This is a genomic window from Stenotrophomonas sp. LM091 (genome assembly GCF_001806305.1).
GTDB lineage: Bacteria > Pseudomonadota > Gammaproteobacteria > Xanthomonadales > Xanthomonadaceae > Stenotrophomonas > Stenotrophomonas bentonitica_A.
Window position 1 is genome coordinate 4,176,650 of sequence record NZ_CP017483.1, and the last position, 19,639, is coordinate 4,196,288.

Annotated in this window: 16 protein-coding genes; all 16 read right to left on the reverse strand. The window is 68.8% G+C overall.

Translation table 11 applies throughout. From position 1 onward, the window contains the following. Position 1 precedes the first annotated feature (1 nt). Positions 2–1,132, reverse strand: a complete 1,131-nt coding sequence (flhB, locus tag BIZ42_RS18570; RefSeq protein ID WP_070427320.1) for a flagellar biosynthesis protein FlhB — start codon at positions 1,130–1,132, stop codon at positions 2–4. A gap of 54 nt (positions 1,133–1,186) precedes the next feature. After that, the gene (locus BIZ42_RS19800; RefSeq protein ID WP_216636698.1) at positions 1,187–1,939 is read right to left on the reverse strand and encodes a hypothetical protein; all 753 of its coding nucleotides are present in this window, start codon (positions 1,937–1,939) and stop codon (positions 1,187–1,189) included. Between the two features lie 48 nt (positions 1,940–1,987). Then, positions 1,988–2,548, reverse strand: coding sequence for a hypothetical protein (locus BIZ42_RS19805; protein WP_216636699.1), 561 nt, complete (start codon positions 2,546–2,548; stop codon positions 1,988–1,990). Next, entirely contained in the window at positions 2,545–8,847 is a 6,303-nt protein-coding gene (locus tag BIZ42_RS18580) for an AAA domain-containing protein (RefSeq protein WP_070427321.1), read from the reverse strand. Before BIZ42_RS18580 ends, BIZ42_RS19805 begins: the two co-directional genes overlap by 4 nt. 4 nt (positions 8,848–8,851) lie before the next feature. Beyond that, the gene (locus BIZ42_RS18585; RefSeq protein ID WP_070427322.1) at positions 8,852–9,511 is read right to left on the reverse strand and encodes a 4Fe-4S single cluster domain-containing protein; all 660 of its coding nucleotides are present in this window, start codon (positions 9,509–9,511) and stop codon (positions 8,852–8,854) included. After that, positions 9,508–11,340, reverse strand: a complete 1,833-nt coding sequence (locus tag BIZ42_RS18590) for an AAA family ATPase (RefSeq protein ID WP_070427323.1) — start codon at positions 11,338–11,340, stop codon at positions 9,508–9,510. The genes BIZ42_RS18585 and BIZ42_RS18590 overlap by 4 nt, the downstream gene beginning before the upstream one ends. Before the next feature lie 70 nt (positions 11,341–11,410). Continuing rightward, positions 11,411–13,555 carry a bifunctional diguanylate cyclase/phosphodiesterase gene (locus BIZ42_RS18595; RefSeq protein ID WP_070427324.1) on the reverse strand — a complete coding sequence of 715 codons (2,145 nt, stop codon included), beginning with the start codon at positions 13,553–13,555 and terminating at the stop codon, positions 11,411–11,413. A gap of 179 nt (positions 13,556–13,734) precedes the next feature. Further along, positions 13,735–14,526 (reverse strand): flagellar biosynthetic protein FliR, encoded by a 792-nt coding sequence (gene fliR / locus BIZ42_RS18600; protein WP_046273537.1) that lies wholly within the window; start codon positions 14,524–14,526, stop codon positions 13,735–13,737. Between the two features lie 11 nt (positions 14,527–14,537). Beyond that, the gene (locus BIZ42_RS18605; protein WP_019184809.1) at positions 14,538–14,807 is read right to left on the reverse strand and encodes a flagellar biosynthetic protein FliQ; all 270 of its coding nucleotides are present in this window, start codon (positions 14,805–14,807) and stop codon (positions 14,538–14,540) included. A gap of 39 nt (positions 14,808–14,846) precedes the next feature. Further along, positions 14,847–15,629 carry a flagellar type III secretion system pore protein FliP gene (gene fliP, locus BIZ42_RS18610; RefSeq protein ID WP_019184808.1) on the reverse strand — a complete coding sequence of 261 codons (783 nt, stop codon included), beginning with the start codon at positions 15,627–15,629 and terminating at the stop codon, positions 14,847–14,849. A gap of 2 nt (positions 15,630–15,631) precedes the next feature. Beyond that, complete coding sequence (gene fliO, locus BIZ42_RS18615) at positions 15,632–16,033, reverse strand: flagellar biosynthetic protein FliO (protein WP_019184807.1); 402 nt, start codon at positions 16,031–16,033, stop codon at positions 15,632–15,634. Continuing rightward, positions 16,030–16,368 (reverse strand): flagellar motor switch protein FliN, encoded by a 339-nt coding sequence (gene fliN, locus BIZ42_RS18620; protein WP_046273536.1) that lies wholly within the window; start codon positions 16,366–16,368, stop codon positions 16,030–16,032. The genes fliO and fliN overlap by 4 nt, the downstream gene beginning before the upstream one ends. Beyond that, the gene (fliM, locus tag BIZ42_RS18625; RefSeq protein ID WP_019184805.1) at positions 16,365–17,372 is read right to left on the reverse strand and encodes a flagellar motor switch protein FliM; all 1,008 of its coding nucleotides are present in this window, start codon (positions 17,370–17,372) and stop codon (positions 16,365–16,367) included. Before fliM ends, fliN begins: the two co-directional genes overlap by 4 nt. An 8-nt stretch (positions 17,373–17,380) precedes the next feature. After that, a complete protein-coding gene (locus BIZ42_RS18630) occupies positions 17,381–17,899 on the reverse strand; it encodes a flagellar basal body-associated FliL family protein (RefSeq protein ID WP_046273534.1) in 519 nt (172 codons plus the stop codon). Between the two features lie 121 nt (positions 17,900–18,020). After that, positions 18,021–19,181: a flagellar hook-length control protein FliK gene (locus BIZ42_RS18635; RefSeq protein ID WP_070427325.1), complete on the reverse strand. Its 1,161-nt coding sequence runs from the start codon at positions 19,179–19,181 to the stop codon at positions 18,021–18,023. Then, positions 19,181–19,639, reverse strand: coding sequence for a flagellar export protein FliJ (gene fliJ / locus BIZ42_RS18640; protein ID WP_019184802.1), 459 nt, complete (start codon positions 19,637–19,639; stop codon positions 19,181–19,183). The genes BIZ42_RS18635 and fliJ overlap by 1 nt, the downstream gene beginning before the upstream one ends.

Consider the following 19,639-nt stretch of genomic DNA (forward strand, 5'->3'; position numbering starts at 1 on the left):
CTCATGGGCGGCCCCCCTTGCCGAATTCATCGATGTCGATGCTGGGCGCTGCCGGCATCGGGCCGGTCTGCCAGCCGCGCAGCTGGTAGACATAGGAGAGCACCTGGGCCACGGCCGAATACAGTCTCACGGGAATTTCCTTTCCAAGTTGACCTTCCCGATACAAGGCGCGTGCCAAAGGCGGGGCGGAGACGATGGCGACCTTGTTGCCATCGGCCACCTCACGGATGCGCAGGGCGGTTTCATCCACGCCCAGGGCCACCACGGTGGGCGCCCCCATCTTTCCGCCTTCATATTTCAGGGCGACCGCGTAATGGGTGGGATTGACCACCACGACATCGGCGGTGGGCACCGCTTCCATCATCCGGCGGTTGGACATCTGCTGCTGCAGCTGGCGGATGCGGCCCTTGACCTCCGGGCTGCCCTCGCTTTCCTTCATTTCGCGGCGCAGCTCTTCACGGGTCATCTTCAATTTGCGCATCCAGTTCCAGCGCTGGTAGGGGGCATCGATGGCGGCCAGCAGCATCATTGCGCCGCCGGTGGCGAGCATGAGCTTCAGGGTGAAGCCCAGGCCGTGGATCATCGCGGCCTCCAGTGGCTGGTTGAGCAGGTCACGCAGCGAGCGGATGCCGTGCCACACCACCAGCCCGGCGGCGGTGCCGACAAAGGCGATGCGCAGCAGGGACTTGGTGAACTCGGCAATCGCTTCCGGGCCATACAGGCGCTTCATGCCGGCCATCGGGCTGAGCCGCTTGAAATCGGGCATCAGCGATTTGTTCGACCAGCGCAGCCCGCCCATCGCCACTGGCGAGAGGAAGCAGGCCAGCAGACAGATCACGAGCAGCGGCCACATGGCCACCAGCAAGCGCAGCATCAATTCGCCGAAGTGCCCGAACAACGCCTGGGGATGCAGGCGCAGCCCCGGCTCGGGGCTCAGCGCGACCTGCATCCAGGTCTTGGCGTTGCGGGCGATGGTGCCGGAGAAGGCCATCAGCGCCAGCACACCGGCACCGAACACAGCCGCCGTCGCCAGCTCACGCGAACGCGGGATGTTGCCCTGTTCCCGGGCATCGCGCAGGCGTTTTTCGGTAGGTTGCTCGGTCTTTTCGCCGGCTTGTTCGTTCTCGGACATGGGCTGCACGACACGGGGGATTACCCGGGGTCGTGCAAGAACCGTTCCGTGACGTCAGATCGAGCCGCTGCGCGCGTGCGACACCTGCACCTGTCCGGACGGCGTCGCGGTGGCGATGGCCTCCTTCAAGGGCACCTCACCCACGCCCAACGCCCGTTCGACCACCAGCTCAGTGCCTTGACCGTGCAACAGCGCCTGCAGCCGTCCGAACTCGCCGCACCACAGGGTTTCGATGTCGCGGTCGCGGCTGCGGTCACGGTCGGCCGCCAGCGCCACGGCCCGGACCTGCAGGCGCCCACCGTCGGCCTGGCCGCCTACTTCAACGCCATAGCCGGGGGTGGCGGCTTTCTTGAGCACCACCGCGCCATTGTCCTGCCATGCGGTGGCCATGCCTTCGCGCACTTCATAGCCGAGGCTGGCCAGGCCGTCGAGTACGGCCTGGCGCCGGGAAACTGCCGCCAGCGCCTGCTGGTGGCTGGCAAGGGCGGTATCGCACTGCTGGGTCAGCGCGGTCAGCAGCGGCAGCGCGGTGTCGGTACTGCACGCGCCCACCTGGGCCAGCAACGGCGCATGGTCAAGCGGGTCCAGTGCCGCCAGCCTGCTGGCCACATCCTGCAGCCGCTCCAGCTGCACGCGGCGCTGGGCGAACGCGGCCGAGGCGGCGGCCAGTTCCAGAACCAGGCTGTCCAGCAGCAGGTTGCGCCGCTGCGGAGCGGTTTCCTGCTCGGCGTGGTGCAGCGCCTCCAGGTAGGGCGCGGCGACTGCCGGGCCTTGCAGTACCTGCAGTTCGGCGATGTAGCGGTCCACGCGCAGCAGGCGCGCCTCGCGTCCGGGATCGGCGGGTTGCGCGGCGGCCTAGTCGGCCAGCGTGGGGATGGGCGCCGAGGTCTGCAATGCGGCTGCCAAGGCGCGCTGGCCGTTGCTCAGGGTTGCCTGCTCCTCCGGGGGCGCAAGGAGGGCGAAGGCACGGGCCAGCACCGCCTCTGCGTCAGCACCGGGGTGACCGTCGGCCAGTGCCCGTAGCGCCTGCAGCAGGCCGGCGTCTGCATCGACGGGTCGATCCTGCAGCGTTTTGAGCACGGCCGCCGCGTTGTCGCGCTGCCGCCGCTGCTGCTGGCGGCCTGCCGCGGCGCGGTCTACGGCGCGCCCCTCGCGGTCGCGGGTGTCGGCCTGCAGGAAGGCGATTTCGGCCTCGATCAGTTGCGCATACCGCGTGTTGTCGCTGTCTGCCAGTAGTGCCTGCAGCGCCTGGCGGCGTGCCATGACGGCGGCCACGGCCGAGGCGTCACGCTCGCCGACCTGCTCGCACTGCGCCTGCCAGCGCGCTATCGCCTGGTCCAGCCGGTGCAGCATCGCCTCGCGCAGGGCCAGCAGTTCTTCGGCAGTCACGATACGGACGACTTTGGGACCACTCATGGCAGGGTTTCCGGTTGCATGGGGGGAGGCGGGGGCGGCACCGGGGCGGGGGCCATGGCTGCCTCGATGGCAACGCGCAGGCGTGCCCGTTCTGCCTCGCCGTCGTGGTACCAGGCATGCGAGGACACCCGGTGGATGCCGCCGATGGCGCGACGCAGGACCGAGGGTCGCCAGATTTCACGGGCGCGGGCATGCGCCAGCAGCGGGTGACTGGGCGCATCGCATTCGATGCCGATGGCGAAGTTGCCGGTGTCGGGGTGTTCGATGGCGAAGTCCAGCCCGAATGCATCGCCTTCGCTGGCTGCGGCCGCATTCCATCCCAGCGACTGCAGGTAGGCACCGACGATCTGCGTGAACCCGTCGGCGGGCGCCGCGTGGGTGCGGTTTGCCACGCTGCGGTCGGTCTGCAGGCGATCCAACAGCCGTGCGCTGCCGTCGAACTCGCCGGCACACAGGGCGCGGGCGTACTCCAGGTAACCCTGCAGGTAGTCGCGCGGGCTGGCCGGGGCGCGCTGGGTGTTGAACAGGTCGGAGATGTCGGCGATCGGCATCGAGGTGATCATCACCACCCGTTGCCGGGCGCGGGTGACGGCCACGTTGAGGCGGCGCTCGCCGCCGGTCTGGCCGAGCACGCCGAAGTTGCGCCGGAAGGTGCCCTGCGCGTTGCGGCCGAAGGTGGAGGAAAACACGATGATGTCGCGCTCGTCGCCCTGTACGTTTTCCACGTTCTTGACGAAGACCGCCATGTCCTCGCCGTCTTCGCTGCGCTCGCGTTCCTCGGCGAATGCGGCGCGGAAGGCGGCATCCTGCCCGGCGCGCTGCTCCAGGTGTTCCTCGATCAACTCGGCCTGCTTGCGATTGAAGGTGACCACGCCCACCGAGGGGCGCACGGCATAGGGCTGTTGCCACAGTTGGGCCAGGTACTCCACCACACGCGCCGCTTCGGCAGGGTTGCTCTGGTGCTGGTACACACCGTCGACCTGGATCAGTTCCAGCGGCTTGATCCGCGCGATGCTGCTGCGCGGATGACGTACCGGCACGTTGAGCCGGTTGCCGTAGAAGGCCGCATTGGAGAAGCCGATCAGTTCGCGGTACGCCGAGCGGTAGTGGATCTGCAGCGTGGTGCTGGGCAGGGCATTGCGGGCCAGCTGCAGCAGGTCCGGGCAATCCTTGATCTCGCGCCGGTTCCAGGTTTCCTCGAAGGCGTCGCGCTGCTCGGCATCGACCTCGGCGTCGGGCTCGTCGCCATCGAAGACCTCTGCTTCATCGCTTTCCACCCGGCTGGAGAAGAAGGCGGTGGGCGGCATCTGCTTTTCATCACCGCTGACGACCGTGACCCGGCCACGGAACAGCGTGGGCAGGGCGAACTCGACCGGCATCTGCGAGGCCTCGTCGTAGATCACCGTGTCGAAGAGCCCCGCCTGCAGTGGCAGCACGCGGCTGGCCACGTCCGGGTTCATCAGCCAGACCGGGCGCAGGTGCATCAGGCCCAGTTCGCTGCCCAGCTCGATGAACTCGCGCAGGCGGCGCGAACGGCGCCCGGTCAGCCGGGTGACGTCTTCCCACTGCTTGCGGTTACCCAACGGCTGCAGGTCGATGTGGGTGCCCAGCATCTGGCGGTTGAGCCGGCGCATCTGCTGGTCGGCCGCGGCCAGGCTGGCGACCTTGGCCTGGGTTTCATCCTGGCCGAACTGCAGCGCCGGGTTCGCCTGCTCCATGCGGTGCTTCCAGCCCAGCCGTGCTTCGCGATGCAGCAGGCGGCGCACGGCCGGCTCCAACGCGTCGCTGGCAAGAGTATCCAGCTGCGGTTGCAGCTGGCGCAGCAGTGCCAGCAGCTCCAGGTCTGCGCTTGACAGCTGCCCGGCGCGCCCGCGGAAGGCCTGGTAGGCAGCCAGATGGGGCAGGGCATCGTGCAGGTGCTGCAGCGCCTGGGCGTTGCTGTGGTTGTGGGCGATGGCGGCGGCCAATGCATCGACCAGCGCCTGCTCCAGCCAGTCGGCCAGCAGTGCGAGCTGCTGCGCGCTGGCATGGCGGGCGGCATGCCGGGCGAGCGAGGCATCCAGGTCCTGCAGCAGTGCGTCCAGGTGCGCGCGGTCGCCCGCCAGGGCTGCGTCGTCGGCCTGCTGGGGGCGCGGCGACTGCGCCAGCGCTTGGGCAAGTGCCTGTACATCCAGCAGTTGGCGCCCGCTGGCGCGTGCCATCGGGCCCAGCGCGATGCCGGTCTGTTGGTCAACCGGGTCCAGCGCCAGCTGCTGGTGCAGGCCGGCCAGTTCGGTGCGCAGCGGGCGCAGGCGCGCTTCCAGCGTCGCGGCGGCCAGCAGTGCTGCGGTGCCCGCTTCCCCCATCACATGGGACTGCGCCTGCAGGACGCGGTTCACCCGTTGCCGGCGCAGCAGGTGCAGCGGGTTGATGCGCGCCAGCAGGCCGCGCGCGCCCAGCACGCGCGCGGCATCGCGCTGCAGCCGCGCAAGCGTGCGCTCGTCGACGCTGGCGAGCGCCGGCGACAGCGTGCTGGAGAACGCGTCAAGGTCGAGCGCCGCCACTGCCTTCTCGATCTGCTGCAGCCGGTCCAGCGCGATGTCGCCGTGACTTGGCTGGCCCGCGCGCGCGGTGCGGAACAGCGGCAGCCAGCGTGCCAATCGGCTCCGTTGTGCGTCATCCAGGCCGAGCAGGGTCGCCACGTGCGCCGACTTCCAGGCCTGGTGCGGCGCGGGATCGTCCAGCTCGAAGCTGGCCGGGTGCGCCAGCAGGATCGCCTGCCGGTGCTGCTCGGCCGCAGTGAACGTCTGCAGGGCGGCAACGAACGCGGCGAGGGTGTCCGCGTCGGCCGCGAAGGGGCGCAGCTGCGCCAGCGGGCTGCCCTCGTAACGGGCCGGCAGCCACAACCGGATCAAGGGCGCGCAGGCTTCTTCGCGCTGCACCAGGGTGGGCAGGTCCAGTGCCAGCAGGCGCTGGCGCAGGGCGGGCAGGACCAGCGGGGGCGTACCGGCGTCCAGCGCGATCAGTTCGCCGAGCAGGCGCCGGTAGCTCAGCCCGGTGGCGTCGTCGATCTGGTGCAGGCTGTGCTGGTGGCGATCCAGTTCGCCTTCCAGTGCCTCGATCCGCGCGGCCACCTGCTGGCGCTGCTGCTGCCAGGCCGTTTGCGTGGCGCCGGCGGTGAACAGGGCATCGAGCTGCTCGCGGATGCTGCGGATGACCGGCTCGCGGTCGCGGTTGACGTCGTTGAGCATGACCACGCGCTGGCCCAGCCCTTCGGCCACCAGGCGCTTGTGCACCACTTCCAACGCCGCATGCTTCTGGCAGACGATCAGCAGGCTGCGTTGCCGGCCGATCGCGTCGGCGACCATGTTGACGATGGTCTGGCTCTTGCCGGTGCCAGGCGGACCTTCGATCAACAGGCCCGGTCCCTGCCGTGCCTGCAGCACCGCCGCTTCCTGCGAGGGATCGCTGGCCACGGTGAAGTAGCGTTGCAGCTCCGGCGTGGCAGGCGAGGCCGTGCCGTCGGTGTCGGTCGGCGGTGCCAGCCGCAACGCGGTTTCCAGGCCGGTGCCGGACGGCGACAGAACCTTGAGCTGGCGCAGGTCTTCGCCGATGGCCTGGCCCATGAACGTGACATGGAAAAGTACCGCGGCGCACTCCAGTTCGTCCTGGTAGGGCACCACCTCCACGCTGCTGGGGGGCAGGCCGACCAGGCTGCGCGAGCGGATCGTGGCCAGCATCCCGAAGGCATCCATCACATCGGCGGCCCGGATCGCCGAGCGGCCCAGCAGTTCGTCGGCGGTGCTGCGCCAGCGCTTGCAGGTTTCGGCACCCAGCACGCTTTCAAGCGCAGGGTTGAGCCGCACCTCCTCGCGTTCGCCATCGAAGGCCAGCCCGACCTGGCCGCGCGTGCCTGGTTCCAGCAGCAGCGTGGCCGGCCACAGCAGCAGCGGAATGATGCGGGTGCGCGAGGTGCCGCGCGGATCGCGGCTGAGCAGGAACGGAAAGCCCAGATACAGCCCGTCGATGCCGGTGTCGCGCTTGTACAACGCGCTCTGCCGTGCCAGGGCCATCAGGCGGGGTTCCAGCAGCGGGTTGCGCTGGAACGATTCGGGGTCCAGCTGCACGGCGCGCGCGTTGCGTTGCAACAGGTGATCGAGCAGCGCGGCGGCGGGGCGCCGGGCGCTGTCCACGTCGTGCATGTCCACGCGTGCGGTGGTCTTGCCGATGCTCATGCGCACCAGCGGGCCGCGCATCACCGCGGTGACCACCTTCTTTTCGAAGAAGTCCAGGATCTGCGAGACGTACTGCTGCTTCTGCGGCTGCAGCCAGCGGCTGGCGGGCACGGCCAGCACCACCAGGGCGCGCGCCAGCGGCATGCGCCGTTCCAGCCGGAACTGCTCGGCCCAGCCATCCACCACCGGCAGGCCGGAGCGGGCGAAGCCCAGGATGCGCGCGTCCACGCTGCGATACAGCTCGGTACGCGGGTGCTGCAGCAGGGCCGCGGCTGCGTCGCTGTCGAAGGCGTCCAGACCGGCGCTTTCGGCGAGCGTGGCCGCCTCGGCAAGGATGGCCTCGGCGCTGCGGAACTGGCCGATTTCCGCGCTCAGCAATACGATCAGGTCTTCTTCGGCCACCACCCGGCGCTCGGCCAGCGACAGCAGCCCGGGATGCGCGGTGTCAGGCAGCAGGCGCTGGCGTTCCTGCCATTGCGAGGCCAGCTTGGCCCGCGAGGTGGACAGCAGGTAGACGCGCAGGGATTCCTCGACCAGGGCGATGTGCTGGTGCAGCGCGCGCTGGCGTACGCTTTCCTCGCGCCGCTTGAGCCTGCACAGCCAGTTGTCGGTCTGCAGGTGTTCCAGCAGGTTCGGTACCGAACCGCTGATCAGCCGGTAGCCCTCCAACGGGTGCTCAAGCAACCAGCCGGGTGTGACGATGTCGCCCCGATGGATCAACGGCATTTCCGGGTTGAGCACCTTCAACGCCAGCATCAGCCGGAAATCGTCCTCGATGCCTTCGTGGCGGGCAACCTGGCGCAGCCCCGCGACGCGGGTGGCAGGCAGGCCGACCTGCTCGGCCCAGGTGACGATCGCCCCGCGCAGCAGGTGGTCCAGCGCCTGGTCCCAGCCATCGGCCTGCGCGGCGGCCAGCGCGAACACGGCCGGGCGATGATAGCGGCGCGTGCCCAGCGGGAGGCTGGCGCCGTCGCCCTCATCGTGCGCGTGCTGCGCCGCCGGTGGCGCCGGCACGGCGATGCCGGCCAACCAGTCGGCCACCTGCGGCCATTGCCAGCGCTGGTGGCGATCGCGGGCCAGCAGCCCACGCAGCAGCAGCGCCAGCTCCGGATCCAGCGTTTCCGGAATCGGGACACCATTGGCCAGCACGTGGATCAGGAACGCATTGGGATGGATGCCGTCGAAGCAGGCGCCGTCGGTGAGCTGTTCGAGCAGGATCATCCCCAGGCTCCACCAGTCCGACGCCGCTGCCACGCCACCGGCGATCGCCTCGGGCGCCATGTAGCGGCTGATCTCCAGGGGCGAGACGATGTCCAGGTCGAACTCGGACAACCGGGCCGAACCGAATCCGCTGATCACCAGGTCCAGTGGCGCGCGCGCCCGCACCAGCAGGCTGGCCGGGCGCAGGTCGCGGTGGCGCAGCCCGGCTTCGTTGAACGCATGCAGCGCCTGGCCCAGTTCGCTGACGATATGCCGGACCGCATCGCGGTCGCCGATCACGCTGCCCAGTTCGGCCAGGGTGCCACCGGTGAGCATTTCCACCACTTCAAACGCGCGGTCATCCCAGCGCCCGGTGGCGATGATCTCCGGCACGTGCGCGCGGGGCAGGCGGCGGATCACATCGTAGATGGCCGGGTCGGGCTCGGCACCGGGGCGGTACAGGGTCAGCACGGCCTGCACCGCCGTGGTGGTGTGTTCGGTTTGGTAGCGGTCACGCACGCCGTCGGTGCTGCTGATCTGGCGCAGCAGCCGCCAGCCATCGATGACCGTTTCGCTGCTGTCGGCCACCGGAGGCGGCAGGTCCGCCGCCGCCGTCCCATCGGTCGCGCTGGCGCCGCAGTGCAGGCACATCAGGTCGCCGGGGGTCATCGGGTGGCCGTTGTCGCAGACCACCTCCGCGGCAACGGCGCCGACCGTCGATGCCTGCACCGCTGCCTGGGTGACCACGCTCTGCGGCCGCCAGCCGTCGGGATGGATCGGCTCGCCGGCCAGATCCCAGCCGCACGCGTGCGCATCGACATGGCCTTCGCAGAACATCTCGGCCAGCGCGCGTTCGGTGTGGCAATTGGGGCAAAAACGAATCATGGACTTACTCGACTGGACGACGCGATGAAGTGTGTGCGCTGGTCTGTACCTGGTGGCCCTGCGCGCGCAGCAGCTCGCGCAGGCGCAGCAGGTCGCCGCGGCGTGGGATGCCGGCCATCCAGACGGTGCCGGTGGCATCGAACATCAGGTCAAGTGCCTTGTCGGCCGGCGTGCTGGCCCGCTCCAGGCCGGCCAGGCGCGACCGACCCAGCGCGGTGAGCAGGGTGAGGCGCTGGTTGTCGCTGCCGCGCAGCGCCAGCGACTGGTCCGCCTGTTCGAGGTAGGGGTCGCTGATCACCGCATCGATCAGGTCGCGCGCCTGGTCCAGCATGGGCTGCAGCGTTTCCAACGGGTGGCCGCTATACACCAGGATGTCCGCGGCGGTGCGTTGGCGCAGTCCCACCAGCATCTGCAGCAGGGCGTCGAACTGGTCGAACGGCTCGCCGCCGGAAATGGTGATGCCGTCGGCCTGGTCCAGCCACGGGGCCACCTGCTCGAGCAGGGAGGCCACGTCCACGACGGTGCGCCCCGGCCCCCAGGTGTCGGCTGAAATGCAGCCGCTGCAGCGGATGCTGCAGCCCTGGAACCAGATGCCCAGGCGTTGCCCCGGCCCCAGCGTGGTCACCGGGAAATGCACGCGCGACAGCTGCAGGGGACGGTTCAACCGCGTTCCAGGTTGAGTACGTTGGCATCCACCGCAACGATGGTGAACTGCTGGCCGGGCTGCGCGTCCTGGTCGAACAGGGCACGCGCCAGCGGGTTGAGCAGGTGCGCCTCGAGCTGGTTGCGGATGCCGCGCCCGCCGTTGGAGAGGTCCTTCAGGCATAGCGCGCGAAGCGCGTCGCGGGCCGGCGCGGCCAGGGTCACGCGCAGGTGCTGGGCCTGCAGGTCGGCCAGGGTTGCGTCGACCATCTGGTCGAAGATCTGCATCGCGACCTCCTCGCGGATGAAATCGAACACGATGATGTTCTCGCCGATCCGGTTGAGGATCTCCGGCCGGTTCAGGACCAGTTTGAAGTGCCGGTCGATTTCGTCGTGCACTTTGCTCTGCACCTGTTCGAAAGGCTCGCCGGGCAGCACGTTGGCCACGCGCTCGCCATGCTCGCCCTGACGGTAGATGCCCAGATTGGAGGTGAACACGATCAGCGCCTCGGAGAAGTACACGCGGTCGCCACGCCCGGACGTGAGCACGCCGTCATCGAGGATCTGCAGGAACTTGTCCAGGATGCGCGGATGGGCCTTCTCGATCTCGTCGAACAGGACCACGCTGAACGGCTTCTCGCGGATGGCGTTGGTCAGTTCGCCGCCCACGTCGTAGCCCACGTAGCCGGGCGGCGCGCCGATCAGTCGCTGGTCGGCATGCTCGGCGCTGAACTCGGACATGTCGAACCGGATGTAGGCGCTTTCGTCGCCGAACAGCAGGCTGGTGACGGTCTTGGCCAGCTCGGTCTTGCCCACGCCGGTGGGGCCGGCCAGGAACGCCACGCCGCGCGGCCGGTTGCCCTTGCGGCTTGCACCCACGCCGGTCATGGCGCGCTTGACGATGTCCAGCATGTGGGTCACCGCATGGTGCTGGCCCTTGACCCGTTGATGGACGAACGCGTCGCCCATGCGGATGCGCTGCCGGTCAATGCGCAGCCAGGGGTCTTCGGTGACCCCGACCTTGTAGCGGCGCACGGCGTCGCCGATCTGGTCTACCGCCACCCCTTCGACCCGGGCCAGCTGCGCGATGGCACTGAGGTCCAGCAACAGCAGCCCCTCGGTGCTCTGCACGAATGCATCCACCGCCTGCGCGGTGGCCTGGGCACTGGCGTCCGGCGCACCGGCCAGACCCTTGAGCAGCGCCGGGGCCAGTGCGCGCCGGGTGAGCTGGTCCGGCTTGGCCACCGGAATGTGGCGGATGCGCGGGTTGCCGACCAGCAGCCAGTCGGGCAGGTCACCTTCCTTCTCCACTACCCAGAGCACCGTGTTGAAGAACGGCTTGCGCTGCACGCTGCCCGGTCGGCTGCGTGCCTGGTGGGAGAGCACCAGGGCCTGGGTGAACAGCTGGTGTTCGGCGGCGCTGAGGGCGTCGCTGCGCACTGCCAGGCGCGAGGCGAAATCGATGATCACTGCCACCGGCTCGCCTTGGCGCACGACCAGCCGCTGGAGCGTGGCACTGAGCAGGTCGATACCGGCGGGCGCGGCGCCGTCCACCGGGGTCAGCCCCAGCGATTGCAGCAGGGCGATGCCGCTGGCGGGATCGGTGCCGGGGCGTTCCAGGGCGCGGAAGCCGGCCAACGGATCCCAGCCCAGCACCTGCGCATAGCCCTGGTCGAGCAGGGTGTTGCACAGGGTCTGATTGAAGCTCTGCGCGGTGACCGTACCCGGTGCCACTTCGGCGGCCTGCAGGTCGCGGATGTTCCCGGAAAGCACGAACTGGCTCTTCAAAGGAAGGAAACGAACAAGATCGCGCTGCCAGCGCGGACCTTCAAACACATTCTTCCCTGACATCCTGCTGCCTGCTGTTCCCATGGTAGGGGGCAGGGTATTGCGCGCAGGCGCCAATTTCCAGCGCGTGCGGCTAGCCTGTTGCCGCGCCTGGCCGTGCCTGCGCCTTCCATCCGGCGGCGATCTCCACCCGCGGGCGCGGGTGGTCATGCAGCTGCATGAACCGCTCCGGGTCCACCGGGCGCCCCAGCAGGTAACCCTGCAGGTAGTCGCAGCCCAACCGTTCCAGGTAGGCGCGTTGCCCGGCGGTCTCGACGCCTTCGGCCACGATGTCCATGTCCAGCGCGTGTCCCAGCGCCACGATCGCCGAGACGATCACCACGTCTTCGGAGCTGTTCTCCAGGTCGCGTACGAAGGCGTGGTCGATCTTGATCTCGGTTGCCGGCAGGCGCTTGAGGTAGAGCAGGCTGGAGTAGCCGGTACCGAAATCGTCGATGGAGATGCCCACGCCCAGCGCCGCCATCGCCAGCAGCAGCGTCAGGCTCGCCTCGGTGTCGCGCATGACCGTGTTTTCCGTGATTTCCAGGATCAGCCGGCGTGGTTCGATCCGGTGGGTCTGCAGCGCCTCGCGCACTTCCCGCAGCAGGTTGGGCGAGGCGAACTGGATCGGGGAGAGGTTCACCGAGACCGTCCAGCCGTCATGCCCGGCGTCGTGCCACACACGCAGCTGGCGGCAGGCTTCGTCCAGCGCCCACCGGCCGATCTCGTTGATCACGCCGCTGCGCTCGGCCAGGCGGATGAAGCGGTCTGGTGGAATCAGCCCCTGCTGGGGATGGCGCCAGCGGATCAGGGCTTCAGCGCCACTGACCGACTGCCCGGCCACGCGGGTCTTGGGTTGATAGTGCAGGAACAGCTGCTCGGTGCCGATCGCGCGGCGCAGGTCGGCCAACAGCTGGAACTGCTGTTCGGCGCTGTCGTTCATCCACTCGGCGAACAGCACGTAGGCATTGCGCCCAGCCTCCTTGGCCTGGTACATCGCGGCATCGGCGAAGGCCATCAGCTGCCGCTCGCTGGCGGCGTGGTCCGGACAGATCGCGATGCCGACGCTGGCCGTCACCTGCAGATCGTGGCGCGGCAGCAATGGCTCGCGGCCGACGGTCTGGAGGATGCGGCTGGCCAGTGTCGCCACGTCTTCGTCGTTCTCGATCGGCACCACCAGCACGAATTCATCGCCGCCCAGCCGCGCCAGCATGTCCGCCGGGCGCAGCAGCTTGCGGGTGCGGTCCGCCACGGCGACCAGCAGGGCGTCGCCGGTCTGGTGGCCGTAGGCATCGTTGACCTGCTTGAAGCCGTCCAGGTCCATGAACATCACCGCAAACCGTCTGCCGCGCTGCTCCGCTTCGGCCAGGGATTGCTCGATCCGCTGCTGCAGCAGGCGGCGATTCGGCAGGCGGGTGAGCGGGTCGTGCAGGGCCGCCTGGGTCAGCTCGGCGTAGGCATCGTCAAGCGAACTGCTCAGGTCGGTGTTGCGCAGACGCAGCAGCTGGGCCTCCATGCGCTGGTCCAGCCAGGACACGATCAGCACTACCGCCAGGATCGCGATGGTCAGGGCCAGCACCACCAGTGCCAGCCACTGCGCCTGCAGGCCCTCTCCGCCGGCGGCACCGCAGATGCTGCCCGCGGGGAAGCGGGCGGCGGCCATCCCGGTGTAGTGCATGCCCACGATCGCCGTGCCCAGCACCAGTGCCGGCGCGGCACGGTCGCGCAGGCGGCGATGGCTGCTGCGCAGGCGGAAGGCGATGAACAGCGCGGTCCAGGAGGCGACCACGGCGATCAGCAACGACAGGGCCACCCAGCCGGGGTGGTAGTCGATGCCGGGCTGCATGTGCAGCGCGGCCATGCCCAGGTAGTGCATCGCCGCGATGCCGCTGCCCATCAGCAGTGCGCCAAGGGCGAGGCGGCCGTGCGGCAGGGTCGGTTGCGAGACCAGCCACAGCGCGAAGATGGACGAGGCCATCGCAGCCAGCAGCGAAACCGTGGTCAGGCCGAGCGCATAGCCGAGTGGGATGGGCAGGCGGAAGGCCAGCATCCCGATGAAATGCATCGACCAGATGCCCAGCCCCATCGCGCAGCCGCCGCCGATCAGCCACAACCAGGTGGTACGGCGCGTGGCCGCGGTGGTGACGCGGCCGGCCATGTCCAGCGCAGTGAACGAGGCCAGCACGGCAACCAGGAATGACACGATCACCAACCACGGGGTGTAACTGCCGATCAGCATGGATGACGCTCTCCTTGGTCAACGCCTGAGCGATACGACAGAACGCGCCGCCATCAGCGCAGAGCGCGGGTGAAGATTTCGTCGTCAGCCAAGACTAACGCCACGCACCGGGGGGATCGCAAGTGGCAGGCGTGCAGGGCGATGCGGTAACCACGCGGTTGTCCCGCACGTGTCCCGGGTCAGCGGCTGACGCTGTCGGCGGCATCGAACGCCGCATCGAACAGGCGCTGCACGGGCGGGCCCATCTCACCGGCCAGCACGGTCAGCAGGAACAGCCCCAACAGCAGCGCGACCGGCAGGCCGAGCTGGATCGGGTTCAACGCGGGCGCTGCACGGGCCAGTACGCCGAAGGCCAGGTTGATCGCCAGCATCGCCACGGTCAACGGCAGCGCCAGCGTGAGCGCGCCGCGGAACACCTGCAGCAGGAACGTCGGCGCGATGCTCAGGAATGCCTGGGGGTCGGGCAGCGAGGTGCCGATCGGCAGGGCCTTGTAGCTGTCCATCAGCAATGAGATCAGCGCCAGGTGGCCATTGGCGGTGAAGAAGAGCAGGCCGAACAGCAGATAGAACCATTGCCCGATCACGCCGGAGCTGCCGCCACGCAGCGGGTCGCTCATCTGCGCGAAGGCCAGGCCGGTCCCCTGCGCGACCAGCTCGCCGGCCATCGCACCGGCCTCGAACACCAGCCGCAGCACGAAGCCGATCGACACGCCGATCGCCAGTTCGCGGGCAATGGTCAGCACCGTGGCCGCATCGAAGCCGGTCCATTCCGGCACCGGCGGCAGCATCGGCGACAGCGCGATCGCCAGCGCGCCGGCCAGCAGCACGCGGATCCGGGAGGGCACCGCGCGGGTGCCGATCAGCGGCATGGCCATCAACATCGCGCCGATGCGCAGCATCGTCCACAGGATCGTGCCGATCATGCCGAAGGCCTGCAGGCCGTCGGCGGCCATCTGGGTCGCGGAATCCACGGCGGCTGGCCTCAGCCGATCAGGTGCGGGATGCGCTGGAACAGCAGCGTGGTGTATTCGACCAGATGGCCGATCAGCAGGCTGCCCAGCGCAAACAGCACCACGGTCAGTGCCGCCGCCTTGGCGACGAAGGCGATGGTCGGCTCGTTGAGCTGGGTCGCGGCCTGGACCACGCCGACCACCACGCCGACGATCAGCACGGTGAGCAGCAGCGGGCCGGCGACCCACAGCACGGTGATCAGGCCACCACGGAGTTCGGTCAGGGCAAGTTCGGGCGTCATGTCGGTCTCGGGTCCGTATCGATCAGCAGGGCAGGGCGGTCAGACCGCATTGAAACTGGCGGCCAGGGTGCCCACCACCAGGACCCAGCCATCCACCAGCACGAACAACAGGATCTTGAACGGAGCGGAGACCAGCATCGGCGAGAGCATCATCATGCCCATCGACATCAGCACGCTGGCCACGACCAGATCGATGATCACGAACGGGATGAAGATCAGGAAGCCGATCTCGAAGGCGGTCTTCAGCTCGCTGGTGACGAACGAGGCGACCAGGATCGGGAACGGAATGGCATCCGGGCTGGAGTAGGTGCCGTGCCCGGCCATGCCCGCGAAGGTCATCAGATCGGTCTCGCGGATCTGCGCCAGCATGAAGGCGCGTAGCGGCTGGGTGGTCAGCGTCCAGGCGGTCTGGAAATCGATCTCGCCGTTGAGGTAGGGCGCCATGCCGCTGCCCCACGCCTTCTGCCACACCGGCAGCATCACCATCGCGGTGAGGAACAACGCCAGGCCGAGCAGCACCTGGTTGGATGGGGTCTGGCCGGTGCCCAGTGCCTGGCGCAGCAGGCCGAGCACGATGATGATGCGGGTGAAGGCGGTCAGCACCAGCAGCATCGACGGGATCAGGGTGATCGCCGTCATCAGCAGCAGGGTCTGCAGCGGCAGGCTCACCGGCTGCCCGCCGATCTTGCCGACATTCACATCCGGCAGTGCGGGCACGCCCGGCACGCCGGGCGCTGCCCAGGCCAGGGCGGGCAGCGCGCACAGCAGGGCAGTCAGCAACAGCGGCAGGTAACGGGTCCAGGAGGTACGGGGGCCACGCATGTTCAGGGTTCCTTGCGCAGCCGCTGTTGCAGCAACTGGGCGAAATTCGGGAGTTGTTTGAAATCGGGAAGGCGCGCCGGCGCCGGCGGCGGCAGGGGGTCGGGAAGCTGATGCAGCGTATTGATGCCGCCGGCCGTGACGCCCAGCAGCAGCTGGGTGCCATTGACCTCGACCACCACCACGCGCTCCTTGGCGCCGACAGTGAGGCTGGCGACCACGCGCAGCCCCTCGGCCGGGCGGAAGCCGCTGCCGGGCATGCGCTTGAGCAGCCAGCCCAGGCCGACGATCAGTGCCAGCACGCCCAGCAACGCCAGCACCGCACCGAACATGCCCGGTGCGGCGGCGGCATGCTGGCCGACCTTGACGGTCGAGGCGCCGGCCGCGATCAGCAGCCCGGCACTCAACGCAGTCTCCGGATCCGTTCGCTCGGGCTGACCACGTCGGTCAGGCGCACGCCGAAGCGATCGTTGATCACCACCACCTCGCCATGGGCGATCAGGGTGCCGTTGACGAACACGTCCAGCGATTCGCCAGCGCCGCGTTCCAGTTCCACCACCGAGCCCTGGTTGAGCTGCAGCAGGTTGCGGATCGGCAGGCGCGCGCGGCCGACTTCCAGCGACAGGGTCACCGGTACATCCAGGATCACATCCAGGTTGAGCTCGTCGCCGACGCTGGCGTCGTCCGACTGCAGCTGGGTGAACTGTGCCGGTGCCGGCTCGTTGGATTCGATATCGTTCATTGCGGGTCTTCCTGCAGTACGGGAACGCGTGGGCGGATGCCCGGGGGATGGGTGGCGGTGATCTTCACCGCGTTGAAGCCGTTGGCGACGCCGAACTCACCGGTGAACACCGGCACGTTTTCCACGCACAGCGGCACCTGCTTGGGCAGCTCGATCGGCAGCACGTCACCGATCTTCAGGCGGGTCAGGTCGCGCAGGCTCATGCGCTTGGTGGCGAGCACGCTGGAGAGCGTGACTTCGGCGATGTTGAGCTGCTCGCGCAGCATCACGCCCCAGCTGGCGTCGCGGTCGTTGCGGTCGCTCTGGATACCGGCGTCGAGCAGCTCGCGGATCGGCTCGAGCATCGAGTAGGGCAGGGTGACGTGGATATCGCCGCCACCGCCATCGAGCTCGACATGCAGGCGGCAGACCACCACGTACTCGCGCGGCGTCACGATGTTGGCAAAGTGCGGGTTGATTTCGGAATTGATGTATTCCAGCTCCACGTCCATCACCGGCGCCCAGGCTTCCTGGAGGTCGGCGAAGGTCTGCTTGAGCAGCAGGTGGATCACGCGCATCTCGGTGGCGGTGAATTCGCGGCCTTCGATGCGGGTCGGGTAGCGGCCGTCGCCGCCGAAGAAGTTGTCCACGATCGCGAACACCAGCGTCGGCTCGAACACGATCAGCCCGGTGCCGCGCAGCGGCTTGAAGCGGATCAGGTTGAGGTTGGTCGGCACGTACAGCGAGTGCATGTAGTCATTGAACTTGATCAGCTCGATGCCGCGCACGGACAGTTCGGCCGAACGGCGGATCAGGTTGAACAGACCGATGCGCCACAGGCGCGCGAAACGCTCGTTGACCATTTCCAGGGTCGGCATGCGGCCGCGGATGATGCGGTCCTGGCTGGCGAAATCGTACGAGCGCGCCTCGCCGGGCGTGGGCGCGTCGATGTCGGTCTCGACCGCACCGGAATCCACGCCGTGCAGCAGGGCATCGATCTCGTCCTGGGAAAGCAGGTCATTCATGGTCGCCCTTACTGGGTCACGAAACTGGTGAACAGCAATTCGTCGGCACCGGGCTTGCCGGTCTCGGCCTTGAGCAGCTTCTGCACTTCGGCCAGGGAACTGGCCTGCAGGCGCTCTTTGCCGGCGCGGTCGGCGATGTCGCTCGGCTCGACCTGCGAGAACAGCATCAACAGCTTGGCGCGGATGGCCGGGGCATGGAGCTTGATCGCTTCCATCGCGGCCGGGTCACGGCTCATCAGCTGCACTTCGACCTGCAGGTAGCGCGGGCCGTCGAAGCTGCTGTTGAGGTTGACCACGAACGGCGGCTCCAGGCCGAAGTACTGCGCCGGGGCAGGCACTGCGGATTTGCTGGCAGCCGGCTTGGCGGCCTTGTCGTCGTGCTTGGGCTGGGTGAAGTACCAGACTCCGCCACCGGCGGCGCCGGCGGCGAGCACCGCGGCCAGGGCGGTGACCAGGAGCGGACTGCGCGGCTTGGCGGCCTTGTCCTTCTCGGCGGATTTCTTGGTTTTATCGGCGGCTGCGGCCACGAGGGGAAGCTCCAGAGGATTGCTTCCTGCCTACATGCAAACGGTGTGCCTGAATGCCGGGGATCGGGTGCGTCGGGTTTCTGGCGGCGCGGTGGAGGCCGCGCCGCCGCACCGCGCCGGGTCACGCGTAGGCGTCGACCAGGCCGCGCTGGCGGATCAATTGCGAGGGCGACAGCGTGGTCTCGGCCAGTGACGGTTCTCCGTCCTCGCCGGTCATCCCGCTGCCGGCGTTGCCACGTCCGCCGTCCGGCGCGGTCTGCTGTTGGCCCACGTCGGCATGGCCAAGCTGGAAGCCCTGTTCGCCGAGCAGCTCGCGCAGGCGCGGCAGGCTGCTTTCCAGTGCGTGGCGCACATCGGCATGGGCACTGGTGAAGCTCGCATGGACCTTGTCCCCATCCAGCTGCAGGCGCACGTCGATCGGGCCGAGGTCGTTCGGGGTGATCTTGATGTGGGCGTGGCCGATCTTCTGGTCCGCCAGCCAACCGACCCGGGCGCCGACGGCATCATCGAAATCCTCACCGCCCAGGTGTGGGGTGGCGGTGGGGGAGCCGGTGAACAGGCTGGCCATCACCGGCTTGGCTTCGGTCATGCCGTGCAGGGCATGCAGCAGCGGCGTGGCCGGTGCATCCGGACCGTCGGCGGTTGCCGCGGTCAAGGCATCGGTGAAGGTCTTGAGCAGCGGGGCATCGTCGGACGCGGCGGCGTCCGCAGTCAGGGCGGGCAGTGCGATGCCGCCCTCGGTGGAGGGGCTGGGAGGTGCAGGCGCTGGTGCGGCACCGTCGGCCGCCTGGGCGCCCGCCGTCAACGTGGGCAAGGCCGCATTGGCGCCCGTCGCCGGGCCGGCGAGGCCTGCCACGGCCGGGGTCGGCGCGGGTACCGGCAGGCCGTTCAACGCCAGGCCAGCCAGGCCCAACGGTGGCCAGGCGGCCTCGGTGTCGTCCGCTGGCTCGGCGGCGGGCTTTTCGGCGCTGGCCGATGCTGGGGTGCCGGCGTCGGCGGGAGCGGGCGTGTCCTCGGCAGTCCTGGCACCGGACGTGGCAGGACGCGTTGCTGCGTGCTTGTCCTGGCGCGATGTGTCTGTCGCCGCGTGCTTTCCGGCATCGCGGCTGCTGCCCGCCTTGCGCGGCGTATCGCTGCGCGGTGCCTCGCTGCCGGGCTTGAGCAGTGCGTCAAAGTCCCGACGGTCGCCGTTGCGGTTGTCGTTGCTGTCGGCCCGGGCACCGGAAGGCGTGCTGCCCGCGTTCTGTGCCGGCGCGGCGCCGCCGAGCAGGGCGGCGGGCATCACGGGGTCCCTCCGTTCTCGCCGTCTTCGCGCTGTGACTGGCGCGAGCGACGCGCACCCAGGTCATCCATCTCGCGCTGGTCGCGGCGGTCGGTGACGACCTTTTCCTGGGCGCGGTAACTGGCGGCCAACTGTTCCAGCACCTGCTTGTCACGGCTGGCCAACAGCAGGCGGGCGCGTTCGGCGTCGACCTTTTCGCGGTTGTTGTCCACGGTTTTGCGCTGCTGGGCGACCGCGCTGTCCAGGCGATCCAGGAATGCGCGGCGGTTCATCAGCTGGGCCGGGCTGGTGGCCGACATCTGGGCGCCGGCGTATTCCTCGGCGTAACGGCGTAGCTCATCCAGGCGCGACACATGCGTGTCGAGCGCACGCTGGCGCTCGGCCAGGTCGCGGGCGACCTCGTCTTCGTGGTCCTGGGCTCGTTTCAGCAAGGGGTCGAAGCGCTTGGATTGGATCAT